A 14,523-nucleotide genomic window follows, 5' to 3' on the forward strand; every position below is an offset into this window, starting at 1 on the left:
GCGTGACTTACGTAGTAATTAGGGGAAAATTGTAACAAATGTTTCCCAGTCATTATTGTATAGCCCTATTATGAATCTAGTGTTAATTTATTGTGAAGATTAGTAGAATTATCACAAGATCCAAGAGTGCTAATGTTCGGAAAATAATAACTAGATTCCTAGAATTTCGACTTAATCCAACCAATACAAACAAAAAACCCCCTTCCCCATTATAGATTGGCGCGAATTATCTGTAAATACAAATTCTTCATGTTAGCGCTTCCATTTGTTTCCTAGAGGGGGTGTGAGGGTGGGCTACGGAGACAGGCACGGCGACACATTTGGGACTTTGTGCCTGTCCTTTCGGTACCTAACATGTCAAATGTCCGAAGATTTTGCGTTTTTGACCGAAGATTTTAAAAAGTTGGCCGAAGTTTTGGCGAAGTTGACCGAAGATTGGCGGGAATTGACCAAACGAAATTTTTTGGTGGTCGAAAGTTGACCGAATGTCGTTATGAATTGTCCGAACTCCTAGTATTTTTCATCTTTTTTATCCGAAGCGAGAGGATAAATGACCGAACAAAATTAAAACAGCGAAATCTAAGCAATTTCCCTATATATTCTTTTTTGTTCTATCAGCTATCCAGCCGCTAGTAATTTGTGCCTGACCCCCGATACCTCCAAAAATAAAAAAAGACAAATCTAATTACAGGAATTATAATAAAAAAGTGTTCAAGTTTTTACCATTACTTTGAGGAAGTTGAGGGAGTTAGCGGAAGATGAAGAAGTTATGTGCTTGGGTGGTTGCTGTTGCTGTTGGTTGTGGGGTTTTTAGTGGTTTTTCTGGAGAGGCGAATGCGTTGAGTGAGTATCATCGTGTAGCTGGACATGATCGTATTTCAACTGCTATTGAAATTTCGAAGGCTGGTTGGGAACAATCGGATGTGGTAATTCTGGCAAGGTCGAATAACCCGGCGGATGCTTTGGCAGCTGCAAGTTTGGCAGGTACTTTGGAGGCTCCTATTTTATTGACTCCTACCAATACCCTTCCTGAAAAAGTGTCTCAGGAATTGGATCGATTAGAGGCAAGTGAGGTTATCATTCTTGGCGGAACTGCAGCCATTAGTGATGATGTCTTGAAAGCTTTGAAGAAGCAGGGTTATTTTACAGAGCGGGTGTCTGGATCAACTCGTTTTGAAACAGCCGCTAAAATTAATGAAGTAGCTGGAACAAATAGAAACACGAAAGCTATTGTGGTAAATGGATATACGGTGGCAGATGCGATTTCCGCTTCTAGTCCTGCTGCGATCAATGGCATTCCTATCTACCTTGCAACAGATAGCAAGCTTCCTGTTGCACTACCGGCAAATATTAAAGAAGTGACGATTTTCGGCGGGGAAAAGGTAGTCGGCCAATCTGTACGAAAAGAGCTTGAAAACAAAGGCATTAAGGTTACTAGAATAGCAGGTGCCAACCGCTATCAAACTAATATACTATCATTGGATGAAACACTTGCGGATAATGTTCTGATTGTGAGAGGGACTTCCGTAAGCAAGACCAAGGAAGACTATCCTGATGCAGTGACGGCTTCTGGCCTTGCAAAAGTGTGGAATGCCAATATGATTTTAGCTAACCCGACAAAGGTCGTCCCTGAAGTGGAAGATCATTTCTCCACAAACCGTTATATTGATATAACTGTAATTGGAGGAGAAAGCGCTGTTTCTTCGGATGTAGTTTGGGAGAGCACGGCGTATGTGGACACTGAATTAAAAGAGTACATCGATGAAAAGATGGTAGATGTGGCTATTCACCCTACAAAACCAATCATTTATTATACAAATACTCGCAAAGCCGTAAAGGCATTAAATTATGAAACTGGAAAAGTGAACACTCTTCATTTTGACGAAGAAGCGGAGAGCATTTATTTTGCAAATAACAAGCTATATGTCTCCTTGTTAAAAGGGGAGCATAGCAGCTACTGGTGGGAAGAGGATCAAGAGGGTGTGATTGCCGTGGTCAACGCAGATACCTTCACTTTGGATAAGCGTCTCGAGGTTAATATTGATCCTTATGATATCGTGGTGGACAGTAAAGGCTTCATTTATATCGCGAGCGGGTCCGGGCAACATAGTCACTTAAACAGTTATGATGCCAATGGGAAGCACCTTTCTACTCAAGGAATTTATGAATTAACGAATATTGAGCTGGCTCCTGGTGAAGATAAAATCTTTGCAGTGAATACCACCATTTCCCCGCGCGATATATCAGTCTATCAATTATCAGGCGATGGGAACATCGGAGACTACAAAGATTCTCCATACCATGGCGAATTTGATTTGGATACGAAAATTAAAGTATCCGCAGACGGAAAATATGTATTCAACAATGCTGGATATGTATTTAATGCTGATGGGCTGGGATTAAATGAAGAGTTAGCATACGATTTTACCGATGTAGTCTTTAGCAGCGATTCCTTCATCTTAGGAAGAAATGGGCTTTTACTTGGCCATGACATGGGAAGTTTTGAAGAAACAGATCGCCTGTCTACTCACGGCGAGGTGCATGCACTGCTTCAAAACAAAGATGATATCGTAGTTATCTCCCACTTCTATGAGGACGAGTCTACTGTGCCGTTGACTGGTGTGGAGGTTTTTAAAAAGAATTAATGGGCTAGAGGGACAGACATTTTTTCTTTGTAATCAGTGTAATAATCTGTAAATATGTGTATTATCAATAATATGATTAGTTATATTGAATAATTGGTTGCTTTTTTTGTATATTCCACAAAAAGAAAGAAGGGTAGAGGCAGTCCTCATACTCTTCTTTTTTTTCGTGTTGTATACTTTCAGCCTCTAAAGCAAAGACGGGTCAGTGTCTGTCCCCTCGACTCACAACGGTCTCATAAGTCTACAAATCTGCTCCACCGTCACCTCAATCTGCCGCTCGGTCACTTCCGGTTGCATGGCTTCCGCTAGACTCCTGCATTGGGTTTGGATGGAGAATACTGCATCAAGGTGTTCATTCAGTAGCACTGTATCGGTATCTATTCTTCCTGCAATGCCAACTACTGTTTTGCCGTGCTTTTTTGCCAGCTTTGCCACACCAATGGGGACTTTTCCGTAGATTGATTGGCTGTCCAGGCTTCCTTCTCCTGTAAACACGAGATCGGCGTGCTTCATTTTCTCAGAAGCATTTGTATAATGCAGGATCATTTCTATTCCAGATTGCATGTCAGCACCTAAAATTCCTGCAAAGGCACCACCTAGCCCGCCGGCGGCACCAGCTCCGGGTATTTCTTGTATGTTCACGCCATGCTTTTGCTTAACTAAATCAGCGAAGCGTTTTAAGTGACCATCCAATTCTATGATTTCATCCTTTGAAGCACCTTTCTGCCCTGCAAAGACAAATGCAGCTCCTCGGGGTCCATAAAAAGGATTCCTCACATCACTGGCAATGGTGATGGTACATTCCGACAACTCTGGTAATGCTCCTTCTGAAGAGAAATCGTGTACATGTAGTAACGGATTTCCATCTTCCTGAGATAGCAGTCTTCCATTTTGATCATAAAATTTCCAGCCAAGTGCCTGCAGCATCCCAATGCCACCATCATTGGTTGCACTTCCGCCTAATGTGACAATCAGATGCCGATATCCCTTTTCAATCGCGTCCCGTATTTGCGCACCAAATCCATAAGAGTTGGCCGCCATCGGATTTCGTTTTGTGATTGGAACTAAGGTAAGCCCCGTACTTTCTGCACATTCGATAACTGCATGTGGCTTTCCGTTGTAATCGAATACGCCGTACCTCGCCAGTGTCTGTTCCATCAAAGGGCCAGACACTTTAACTTCCTCCACTTTCCCTTTGTTGGCGTTGAGAAGCGCATCCACCGTTCCTTCCCCTCCATCTGCCATAGGTAAAATTTCAACCTCTGCCGAAGGAAACACAGCTTTTACGCCTCTAGCCATAGCCTCCCCAACTTTATAAGCCGACAAGGAGCCTTTAAAGGAATCGGGTGCTACAAGTATTTTTTTCAATCTATTCACCACCTGAATCCAAGCTTCTCCCGATTAATTCGACGATTGATGCCTGAATCCTCCAACCCTTTATAATCATTCGTTACCCTAATAGAGAATCTTTTGCACAGAACAACTTCGTTTTCAAGAAAAGGAATGTCTGAGCTCCCAACCTCATAGGCTTAGAGTAAAAGAAGGGAGCTGGTCTCCATGCTTGAGTGGAGTGCTATTATTGCAGCTGTTGCGTTTACCATCCTCGTCATCTATTTGATTATGACATTAAGAAAAGTAATGACCACACTTGCTGAAACCGAAAAAACGCTGTCTGACGCACGGACAGCGGTGAACGGAATATCAGAGGAAGCAAAGGATCTAATTCATACAGCCAACCAAATTTCTGATGATGTAAAAGGAAAAATGAAAGCCGTAGATCCTTTAATTGAGTCCGCTCATGATGTAGGGGATATGATACACAACGTTACAAGTGAGATAAAGAGAACGGCTATGCAAAAAAGACAAACAAAAACCATTCATGCGCAAGAAAGTCATCCAGTTCAAATTAAAGTAAAGTAATAGGACAAACAGGTCCGTCGCCTAATAGGCAACGGACCTGTTTGTGATATCATTTTGATATACCATGCGAGAATAGTCGATATTTATCACATTAATAGTAGGTTTATCAGAGCAAGTCAAAAATTTCATTTAGTCAAACGTTTGTTTAAAAATAACTATTCCATTAAAACTTTGAGATACCAGTTGAGTCTAGTGAGCTAGCATATTCGCTATTTCATTTTTGAGCTGGAGTCGCTTAGATTCATTAATTCTTACCCTAATCGCGGTGTTCACCACTTCAGGGTCATAGTAAAGAGCGTGACGATCTCTGCTTCTTCACACTTTATCACTTTAGTGGGTAGTAGGGTCAGGGAACCTGTCCCCTCAACCCACACCCCAGAACCTTTTCACTACTTGTCTCATAGAATATTACTAGATTAAATTTTTTGAGATAGGAGGAATTGGTTTGATTAGGAAGTATAGTTTTGCTGATAATCCTGAAAGAAATGGTAGAAAAAACAGGGATGTCCACCAAAAAGTTTTGTTGAAAGTTATGTTATGCAGGGGGTTGGTGTGGACGAGGCTGGTAATATCCCGCTCCGATTTAATATTGAGGGTTTATTTACCTATGAATTGTTTTTCGACTTCACTACACATCCAAACAAAGTGTTTTTTCAGTTGTCCAATCTTCCTTTGGAGGATGAGGAAACAGGTTTTGATTTAATTGTTCAGGTTATTAATGATTTTTCTGACGAGCCGGTGGAAACTGCCATCCCAATAAACCAGACAAAATCATTTCAATTCGCAAATGTAAGGCTCGACACTCTCGATATGTTAGGTCAGCAGCGAATTAGGTTTTATTTAGAAAAGACTTTTTGCATTTCTTGTAAAGAAGGAGGACCTGAAAATGAGATGTCATGATAATAAGAGGTACTGCCAAGCTTCAACTATTACATCAGCTAGTCCGCAGCGGGAAAATGGTCATAAAAAACGAGTTTGCAAGGAAAATAGCTGTGAAGTGGAAACACATATATTCAAGGAAATGGTGAGTCTCTTAGAGGGAATATTCCTGTGGAAGTCTTTGTTCCCGCCGAGACGGAAGATATCGATAAAACATTTTTGTAATTGGCAGGATAATCAACTGACAACCCCATAGTATTGCCAGAAGCAGCAACGATGTTAATTCCTTCAACTCCTTAAATTCCTTCACTTACGTTCAGTCAGACATTTACCGTTGACTATTGCTCTGGTCTTAAATTTTCCTAAAAGGTTAAAAAAAGAGGGTGACAATTATCACCTAGGATTAATACATACATCCCAAAAACCTTATTTACCAACTTCATTAATTAAAATAATTGCCCAAATGCAATTTATATGTTACATTTTAATAAAGGGTGTGGAAAATGAATAGAGTTAGAGAAAAACGTCAAGAAATTGGAATGACACAATTAGAATTAGCAAATCTAACACAAGTAACCAGACAAACAATTGGACTTATTGAAAAAGATTTATATAATCCAAGCATAAAAATATGTATATTACTATGTAAAGCTTTAGGTACTACTTTAAACGATGTTTTTTGGGAGGATGAGTAAATGAATACTGGATTTTTAACTATTTTTTTACCTGAAGATGAATATAAAAAAGAGAAAATCTTAACTTATATGGCGGAAAGTACTTTCCTGTTAATAATTTCTCATACTATTTTACTAATTTTACAAAAATCAAATTTATTTAGTTTTAATAATAGTGTACTACTATTTTTATCTATTATGTTTCCTATTATTTATACACTTATAAGATACACAATTTCAGGCATTGAATATACATACGTCTTCACAAAAAATGATTATCAAAAAACACGTAAAAAAATCATATTTTCATCAATAAAATTCACAATTTTATTTTCCGTTTTATGGATTACACTAATAGATTTACCAGATTCTAATTCTGGTTGGTTTAATCTAGCAGGGATGGCAATATTTATATTTTTATTTTTCAACTTATTTAATATAATCTCTTTAAAAATTTCTTTTATAAAAAACCAAAAAATACAATGAATAATAAAAAAGGACCCCCAATACAGGGGCCTTTTTATTTACACTTAATTCCATACCAAGCTAGAGATGCAGCTAAACCAATAGCGCCACCTTTTATAGCGTTTTTACCAGCAATTTTTGCTAATTCTTTAGCAAGTAAATCCCAATTTTTCTTTTCAACAAGTTTCCACATACCACCAGTCAAAAATCCAATTCCTGTAGCATCTACAATTTTATCACCTACACACTTTTTCCAAGATGTTGACCTAGCCATAATTTGATTTTCTGAAAATGATCCATAATCAGGAACACCAATTAAATCACTTTCTTCTAATTCTTCTCCATTTATCATTTTCGCAAATGCTAAAATCGATGGAAGAGCCTCTTCACCAAAAAAATCAATAACTACTTGTTCATTAACAACATATGTATCATTTTCAAGATTCATAGCCTCTTCAAATAAAAATTCTAATTCTTGTTCCAATTCTTTCTCTACAACATCTGTCTCAACTTGAAGATCATTAGATGATGCATAAACACTTCCAATAGGCGCAACCACAGCTGTTAGAAACATCATACTTGCTAAAATAGCACATGAAAACTTTTTCATAAAAACAACTCCTATAATTTATTTTTTTGGCAATTTTAAAGAATGAGAGTAAACTATTGAATAATAATCACTAGAAAATTACAAATCCCGACTCTATATCCTTATTTATACTTCATCTATCATTCTTCTAAAAAACTTTCTTACTTTCCCCCTTTTCCAACTTTCATAAATCACCCTCTTATTAACCAATGTCATGATCTCCCTCTTTTATGGCAGATTCATTATATTAATCAAACATTAATACAACCTTAGCCAAACCATAAATAATCCTTAAAAAAATAAAAGGACGAGACAGCGAACCTGTCCACTCAGCTCTTCATAGAATGATAGATAAAATATAAAACAAAAAGAGTGAATAATTTAATGAGTGATAAGAGGTATCGCATGGATATCGTCGTGAATGGTAGGGATGGTCATGCGGAACAAACTCCTGCTTTCCGCGCGGCGAAGGTAGATTGGCAGGATTATGATAATGCTGATGAGTTGGTGAAGGTTTTTTTTACAGGTGTGCAGTTTGATAATGGGGATATTTACAATGCAAATACGTCTACATTTGTTCCTTCAGAGGATGGGGTTTATTTTGTAGCAGGAAAGGTTACTTTTTTTCCCAAGAATGATGCGATTCCGTTTCGGGCTCGTTTGGAGGTTCGGGTGAATGGGGAGAGTGTTGCAGCTGACAACGAATATTTCCTCTCTGGCGTTGTTCCATCCATGGTTTTTGCCAATATAGTTAACACCTCTACTATTTTGCAACTCCAGGCAGGCGATTTGGTAGAAATATTCTTTACAAGTACCTCAAGAGGAATCATTGATGACGACAGGGATGGCTCTAGCACTCGTTTTGAAGCTGCAGGGATTTGATAATGGGCGGTGGGGATAGGCGCGTCTTTAACACACTACCGTAAAGACGGGTCGCCGTGCCTGTCCCCTCGACCCACAAAGAAGACAGGCACGGCGATCCAGTTGGGTCGCCGTGCCTGTCCCCTCAACCCCCAAAATTCCACAAATCTGTATTCGATGTTGTTACTGCTTTGGCACCTGCATCAAGTGCTTGCTTTACGTCGTCTTCATTGTCTATTAATCCGCCTGTTATGATATCGATATTTGTATCGTTTTTAACCCTCTCAATAAATTGAGGCAATACGCCTGGTAATACTTCAATAAAATCAGGCTGGACGTTGGCTGCTAACTTATAACTCGTTTCCAGAGCAATTGTATCAATGAGAAATAAGCGCTGAATGGCGATAATATTATTTTTCTTGGCTGTTTTAAGGACATCTCCCCGTGTCGAAATCAGACCTACTGGCTTTAGGTTATGACATAAAAATTCCGCAGCATTTTTATCACTTTTTAAGCCCTGAATTAAATCCGCATGTAAAATGATTTTTTTCTGCCTATTCGCAGCATATTTCATGACACTAGCCAGCTGCGAGATATGGATCTCAAGTATGACAATATATTCATAATTACTTTCAAGTACCATTTCAAAGTCTTTCATCTTTTTGATTGCAGGAAGAACCTTCTGACCATTAAAGTCCATATACACCCTCCAGTATTGAAGTTCTTAATAGAATTCTCTAAACAAATATGCACTATTACTCATTAAATTAAAGAAGTTAACTGCTGAAATCAGAGCTCAATAGAAAAGAGACCACAACAAACTTGTAAACATATTCAATATGTTTACAAGATGCCGTGGTCTCGTCATCTACTCAGACCTTTACTTAACTTATCATCAGTTTAACATACCGTGCAATTATTCGTAAAGGTTATACAGATTGCTCTTCTTTTGATAATCGAACAACCGGTTTGAATCCCATAGTGGATTCAACAGCTTTTTTCCATCCATTATATAAATTCGTACGTGTTTCTTCGTTCATCGTTACCTCAAACGTGTGATCGATCATCCAGTTTTCAGCAATTTCATCACGACTTTTCCAAAAACCGATTGCAAGACCGGCTAGATAAGCTGCACCAAGTGCCGTCGTTTCATTTACTTGCGGTCGTTCAACAGGGACATTAAGTATATCGCTTTGGAATTTCATTAAGAAATTATTTTTAACTGCACCGCCATCCGTACGAAGTTTTTTCAGTTTTATTCCTGAATCCGCCTCCATTGCCTGGAGCACATCTTTTGACTGGTATGCAAGAGATTCAAGTGTTGCACGGATAAAATGCTCTTTTGACGTACCGCGTGTTAATCCAAAAATGGCACCTCTTGCATCGCTGTCCCAATAAGGAGTACCAAGCCCAACAAATGCTGGGACAACGTAGACACCGTCTGTCGATTCTACACGATTCGCATACTCTTCCGTATCCGGAGCTGCTTTGATCATCCGCAAACCGTCACGCAACCATTGAATGGCAGATCCAGCTACAAAAATACTTCCTTCTAATGCATACTCAACCTTCCCGTCAACTCCCCAAGCTATTGTTGTCAGTAAGCCGTTTTTGGAAGGAACAGGCGTCTCACCCGTATTCATTAACATGAAGCAGCCTGTACCATAAGTGTTTTTCGCCATGCCCTTCTCAAAGCATGCTTGACCGAATAAAGCCGCTTGCTGATCGCCTGCTGCACCTGCGATTGGCACCATCTCCCCAAAGAAATGATAATCTGCCGTGTGGGCATACACTTCCGATGAAGAACGTACCTCTGGGAGCATCGATGCTGGAACATCTAAAATATTCAGCAGCTCCTGGTCCCATGTCAATTCATAAATATTATACATAAGCGTTCTTGAAGCATTTGTAAAATCGGTTACATGTGCCATTCCACCACTCAGCTTCCAGATTAACCATGAATCAATCGTCCCAAATAGGAGCTCACCATTTTCTGCTTTTTTTCTAGCACCATCCACATTGTCTAATATCCATTTCACTTTTGTTCCTGAAAAATATGCATCTATTAATAAACCTGTTTTCTTTCTAAATAACTCATCATGCCCTTTTGATTTGAGCTCCTCACAAATATCAGCTGTTTGACGTGATTGCCACACGATTGCATGATAAACCGGCTTTCCAGTATTTTTATCCCATACAACAGCAGTTTCTCTTTGATTGGTAATACCAATTCCGGCAATTTCACTCGGTTTCACTTCCGCCTCTGATAAGACACCTGCAATAACAGCAAGAACGGATCCCCAAATTTCATTTGCATCATGTTCCACCCAGCCCGGTTTAGGAAAATACTGTGTAAATTCCTTTTGAGCAGTATGAACAATCCCTCCGTCTTTGTTAAACAAGATTGCCCTTGAGCTGGTTGTACCTTGGTCTAAAGCAAGAATATATTTTTTTTGCATCTCATTTTCCCCCTAGATATATTTTTAAATAATTATTTTAGGATGCTGCCTTCTTTTTCACTTCTACATCCACCTGGGTGGAGGCTGGCATCACTTTTGTCGCTAGCACGACAGCAGCGATTACCCCAACAAGAATGAATAAACCTGTCTCAGATCCATCGGTAAAGACGATCTGATAAAACTTCGCTCCTAAAACTCCTCCCAGTAAAGGACCTACAACTGGAATCCAGGCATATTTCCAATCAGATGAACCTTTCCCCGGTATTGGCAACAAAGCATGTGCAATACGGGGACCTAAATCACGAGCAGGGTTGATAGCGTAACCCGTTGTGCCGCCAAGTGAAAGTCCGATTGCTACAATAAAGAAACCGACGATTAGTGGATTTAACCCTTCTGTAAATTCATTTGCACCAATACTTAACAGGCCAAATAGTAAAACCGCTGTACCCAAAATTTCACTAATTAAATTTGAGGGAGTGTGACGTATAGCTGGACTGGTTGAAAATACTGCTAGTTTCGCTCCCTGGTCCACTGTTTCTCTCCAATGGGGCAGATAATGCAAGTAAACGATTGTGGCTCCTATGAATGCCCCCAGTATCTGCGCTGCAATATAACCTGGCACTTTTGCCCAAGCAAATTCCCCAATGTACGCCATTCCAAGCGTTACCGCTGGATTAAGATGGGCTCCACTAATACCACCCACTGCATAGACACCAAATGCTACAGCAAACCCCCATCCCATTGTAATGACCATCCATCCAGAGTTTTCGGCTTTCGATTTTTTTAGAACAACGCCTGCAACAACTCCTCCTCCAAAAATAATTAGAATCATCGTACCAACTACTTCACCTAAAAAAGCAGTCATTTACATCACTCCTTTAAAATAATTTTGATTTTACTAATTTGGAAACGTTTTCTTTTTTGAAGTAAAAAAAGACAGCTCATGTACCAAAGGGGATCTCCATCCACTCTGGTACATAAGCTGTCTCTCAAAGACTCATCAGCCAATTAATTAACTTGACTACATTATACACAAGCTTTGCTAATTTGTAAAATGGGCTGAGGGGACAGGCACGCCGACCCAAGTGGGTCGGCGTGCCTGTCCCCTTGATTCACTGATTCTCCTTGATTCAAACCGAACTCATCAATTCAAAGAAATGTTCTGGTTTCTGTGTTTTGTTAAGTTGATACCAGGATTCTAGTGTTTCGGGTGATAGTACTTCTAGTTTTTGGAGTACTTCCCTTGCGAATTCAAGGGGGGCGATGCCGGATGCGGTAATTAGGTTATCACTTGTCGTTGCCAGGAGCTCTTTTTCGTGAAAATTTTCCCCTTTATAGTCGGGGCATACCATCTTCAAATAATCCAAGCTATTGCTTGTGTGCTTTCTGTTATCGAGGTATCCCATATTGGCTAGCGCTTCTGTTGCGCCACATATTGCGGCAACAATCGACCCGGTATCTAATGCTTTCCCTATTCTTTGTAGGATGGGGTGTTGTTCTTTTTCTCCCCAAGTAAATCCTCCAGGTAAGATGAGCAAGTCTGCTTTATTAAAAGTACATTGATCAAGGGAAAGATCTGGCGTTATCTTCAATCCACCCATAGTGGTGATGGTTTCTTTGGTTGTTCCTATTGTCACAATGTTTAGAAGGGGGATGTCTTTTTTAAAATATCTCCCTGTGTTTAGTTCCGCTATTAAGTGACCATATTCCCAGTCCGACATTGTATGAAATACATACAGATACGCTTTCTTTGTTTGCATTTTCTATTCGCTCCCATCATCATTGATAGTACCTAGTATAATAAAACTTCCCTGACATCCGCTGTCAGGGAAGTTTTATTCTTGGTGAAATTTTATCAATGTTGATAAGGTTGTTATCATTTCCTCTTTTAGACTTTGCGGTTCCATGACTTTGATGGAGGTACCAAACGGGATAAGCAAGGATGGAACATACTTGTGCAAGACTTCCTTCTCGAGAAGAAAAGTTGCTTGATTATCTGTTCTTTGCTGTAGGTAATTCTCAAAAAACCAATGTTCGCAAATATCCTTTAGTGCATGCATACTCCCCGTAAGTACGAGCACAGCGGTTTCTACCTTTTCAATAGATGGAAAAAGACTGTTAAGAAAAGCCGCACTCGTTGAAAAATCCTCTGGTTGTGTAAACTGATTTTCCGTTGGTACTAGTGTTTCTATTCGATCGACCCTAAAACTTCGAATTTCCTTTCTAAAATGACAAAAACCTGATACATACCAATTAAGATTCCAATGAATAATTCGGTATGGATCTATCGTCCGAATTGATGGTTCTTCCCTTTTATTTTTGTAGTTGATTTCTACGGAATATCCACCCAAAATAGCTTGTTCCAAGGCTTGGAGAGTGGACTGGGGGTGGGAGTTTAGGCGATTCAATACTTCCAAGCTAGTAAACTGCTTGGCTATCTTTTTTTCCTGCTCTTGATTGGTATAGTTGTTAAGCTTGGAAACAGCCCTCGTGAGTGCTTCCCCGCCATAATAACCAGCTCCCTCTGCAAATATTGCAGCATGCAGTAAGGAAGTTTGTTCTTCCTGATCAAAAAAGAGAGGGGATTCATAAAATTGACTCAGTAGTGTATACCCTCCATTATGTCCTGTGTCTGAAATGATAGGAACACCGCTTGTAGAAAGTGTATCCATATAACGATAGACCGTCCTTATATTCATTTCCAACTTTTCTGCTATTTGTTTGGCCGTTATTTTTTCCCCTGTGCGAAGCATCCAAAGAATCGCAAGGGTATTGTCCGTTTTAGGGATGATGGTTCACCTCCGTGGTGTTGGGTTGGTGGGCTGAGGGGACAGGCACGCCGACCCATTTTCGCTTCGCAGCGTTAAAATAAGAAAGAACATGTGTGCAGGACCCTCCACCCATCTACACTACAATTCCAACAAGTGCTACTCCTCAGTTGCTATAAACTATTTCAAAATACCATGAAAAAATAGTCGATATAACCCGAACTACTAAAATCCCAGTTCTTACAACATCAAAAATAAAATTGATCAAACGTTTGTTCAAAAATAATTATTCTTAGAAAACACGTTACTAACAATGAACGGGTCACCGTTATTGACCCCTCAGCTCCTAAAAATAATAAACCTAGCTATAAAATAGGGTGTGCATGTACACGCAAGGATAAACATTGCCCTTAATATTTTGGAATCAATCTTTAAGAAATAGTTATCCACTACGGAAGCTAAAATGAAGATTAGCAACATAATGAAAGAAAGTGACCATTGGGCTTCTTTTGAGGCATTCTTCATGGGAGAATTACTACCTGTTCATATAAATCTATTTTTTTCACAACATCCCCTCCCTTTATTAATTGTTACTTACCCTGAAAATCAACTTGAATAACCAATATTTGTATATAACCCGACACTAAAAAAGCAAAGGAAGCAGCGGACCAATCCAAACTCCCGTCCTCCCTAACGATCTTATAGGTGGCCGGCGTGCCAGTCCTCTAAACCCACACACCTACAACTGTAAAAGAACTAGGTTACTTAAGCCAACCAAGGTCTAATTTAAAGGTTATTACCCTTAACTTCTACAAACCACAAATCAAAAATATCATCTGGCAGTAGTTCGGAGTCAGTCGAATAAACTAATTCGTATCTATATTTTCCTTTTAGGCTATTTTGCTTTACATCATAATGTAATTTCATTTCAGTTGGCATCTCTCGATTGTACTCTTCACACTTCTTATGAATAAGCTTTAGATTTTGATTGCCTATTCTAAGGACTGCCTTTTGCCTATCTCTTGAAACATCATAAACTTGAGCAAGTTGACTGTCAGATTCTTTTACAGCTTTGTTTAGTTGATGCATATGAACCACTTCTCCATTAATTCTAAAAAAGAAGTCAAAGACATACATCTTAGGTTCATAGGAACAATAGATAAAAATGTCGTCTGCTTTATTGTCTACGTATTCTAAACAAATAGCTACCATGTCTGCTTTTAATTCTGAGAAATAATCTTCAAATAATTTCATATTTTCACT

General features: G+C 39.3%; 15 protein-coding genes. 6 read left to right on the forward strand and 9 right to left on the reverse strand.

Going from position 1 to position 14,523, the window contains the following annotated elements:
- Nucleotides 1-758 precede the first annotated feature (758 nt).
- Nucleotides 759-2,645, forward strand: a complete 1,887-nt coding sequence (locus tag LG307_RS20265) for a cell wall-binding repeat-containing protein (protein ID WP_404445847.1) — start codon at nucleotides 759-761, stop codon at nucleotides 2,643-2,645.
- Between the two features lie 222 nt (nucleotides 2,646-2,867).
- Here the strand turns inward: LG307_RS20265 and LG307_RS20270 are convergent, their stop codons facing one another.
- Complete coding sequence (locus LG307_RS20270; RefSeq protein ID WP_404445850.1) at nucleotides 2,868-4,013, reverse strand: glycerate kinase; 1,146 nt, start codon at nucleotides 4,011-4,013, stop codon at nucleotides 2,868-2,870.
- Nucleotides 4,014-4,202: 189 nt separating this feature from the next.
- Here LG307_RS20270 and LG307_RS20275 point away from each other — a divergent pair, with 189 nt between their 5' ends.
- Together LG307_RS20275 and LG307_RS20280 are read left to right on the forward strand one after the other, a co-directional pair.
- Entirely contained in the window at nucleotides 4,203-4,565 is a 363-nt protein-coding gene (locus tag LG307_RS20275; protein ID WP_404445853.1) for a DUF948 domain-containing protein, read from the forward strand.
- Between the two features lie 552 nt (nucleotides 4,566-5,117).
- Nucleotides 5,118-5,465: a hypothetical protein gene (locus tag LG307_RS20280; RefSeq protein ID WP_404445856.1), complete on the forward strand. Its 348-nt coding sequence runs from the start codon at nucleotides 5,118-5,120 to the stop codon at nucleotides 5,463-5,465.
- A 113-nt stretch (nucleotides 5,466-5,578) separates the two neighbouring features.
- On the opposite strand, the gene LG307_RS20285 is transcribed toward LG307_RS20280, so the two are convergent.
- Nucleotides 5,579-5,728: a S8 family serine peptidase gene (locus LG307_RS20285; RefSeq protein WP_404450513.1), complete on the reverse strand. Its 150-nt coding sequence runs from the start codon at nucleotides 5,726-5,728 to the stop codon at nucleotides 5,579-5,581.
- A gap of 219 nt (nucleotides 5,729-5,947) precedes the next feature.
- Here LG307_RS20285 and LG307_RS20290 point away from each other — a divergent pair, with 219 nt between their 5' ends.
- On the forward strand, nucleotides 5,948-6,139 hold the full coding sequence (locus LG307_RS20290) for a helix-turn-helix transcriptional regulator (RefSeq protein WP_404445859.1): 192 nt from the start codon (nucleotides 5,948-5,950) through the stop codon (nucleotides 6,137-6,139).
- The gene (locus tag LG307_RS20295) at nucleotides 6,140-6,604 is read left to right on the forward strand and encodes a hypothetical protein (protein WP_404445861.1); all 465 of its coding nucleotides are present in this window, start codon (nucleotides 6,140-6,142) and stop codon (nucleotides 6,602-6,604) included.
- A gap of 34 nt (nucleotides 6,605-6,638) precedes the next feature.
- On the opposite strand, the gene LG307_RS20300 is transcribed toward LG307_RS20295, so the two are convergent.
- Entirely contained in the window at nucleotides 6,639-7,193 is a 555-nt protein-coding gene (locus LG307_RS20300) for a hypothetical protein (RefSeq protein WP_404445864.1), read from the reverse strand.
- A 384-nt stretch (nucleotides 7,194-7,577) separates the two neighbouring features.
- On the opposite strand from LG307_RS20300, the gene LG307_RS20305 reads away from it, so the two are divergent.
- A complete protein-coding gene (locus LG307_RS20305) occupies nucleotides 7,578-8,054 on the forward strand; it encodes a hypothetical protein (RefSeq protein WP_404445866.1) in 477 nt (158 codons plus the stop codon).
- 124 nt (nucleotides 8,055-8,178) lie between these two features.
- Here LG307_RS20305 and LG307_RS20310 read toward each other — a convergent pair whose 3' ends face one another.
- The 6 genes from LG307_RS20310 to LG307_RS20335 all read right to left on the reverse strand — a co-directional run bounded on the left by LG307_RS20310 (nucleotide 8,179) and on the right by LG307_RS20335 (nucleotide 14,514).
- Complete coding sequence (locus LG307_RS20310) at nucleotides 8,179-8,733, reverse strand: glycerol-3-phosphate responsive antiterminator (RefSeq protein WP_404445869.1); 555 nt, start codon at nucleotides 8,731-8,733, stop codon at nucleotides 8,179-8,181.
- Nucleotides 8,734-8,962: 229 nt separating this feature from the next.
- Nucleotides 8,963-10,492, reverse strand: coding sequence for a glycerol kinase GlpK (gene glpK, locus LG307_RS20315; protein WP_404445872.1), 1,530 nt, complete (start codon nucleotides 10,490-10,492; stop codon nucleotides 8,963-8,965).
- A 37-nt stretch (nucleotides 10,493-10,529) separates the two neighbouring features.
- Nucleotides 10,530-11,357 carry an MIP/aquaporin family protein gene (locus LG307_RS20320; RefSeq protein ID WP_404445875.1) on the reverse strand — a complete coding sequence of 276 codons (828 nt, stop codon included), beginning with the start codon at nucleotides 11,355-11,357 and terminating at the stop codon, nucleotides 10,530-10,532.
- Nucleotides 11,358-11,622: 265 nt separating this feature from the next.
- The gene (locus LG307_RS20325) at nucleotides 11,623-12,252 is read right to left on the reverse strand and encodes a type 1 glutamine amidotransferase family protein (protein ID WP_404445878.1); all 630 of its coding nucleotides are present in this window, start codon (nucleotides 12,250-12,252) and stop codon (nucleotides 11,623-11,625) included.
- Between the two features lie 75 nt (nucleotides 12,253-12,327).
- Nucleotides 12,328-13,281: a helix-turn-helix transcriptional regulator gene (locus LG307_RS20330; protein ID WP_404450514.1), complete on the reverse strand. Its 954-nt coding sequence runs from the start codon at nucleotides 13,279-13,281 to the stop codon at nucleotides 12,328-12,330.
- 765 nt (nucleotides 13,282-14,046) lie between these two features.
- Entirely contained in the window at nucleotides 14,047-14,514 is a 468-nt protein-coding gene (locus LG307_RS20335; protein ID WP_404445880.1) for a DUF600 domain-containing protein, read from the reverse strand.
- Nucleotides 14,515-14,523: the final 9 nt, after the last annotated feature.

The organism is Sutcliffiella horikoshii (genome assembly GCF_044809035.1).
In the GTDB taxonomy this organism is placed as follows: Bacteria; Bacillota; Bacilli; order Bacillales; family Bacillaceae_I; genus Sutcliffiella_A; species Sutcliffiella_A horikoshii_G.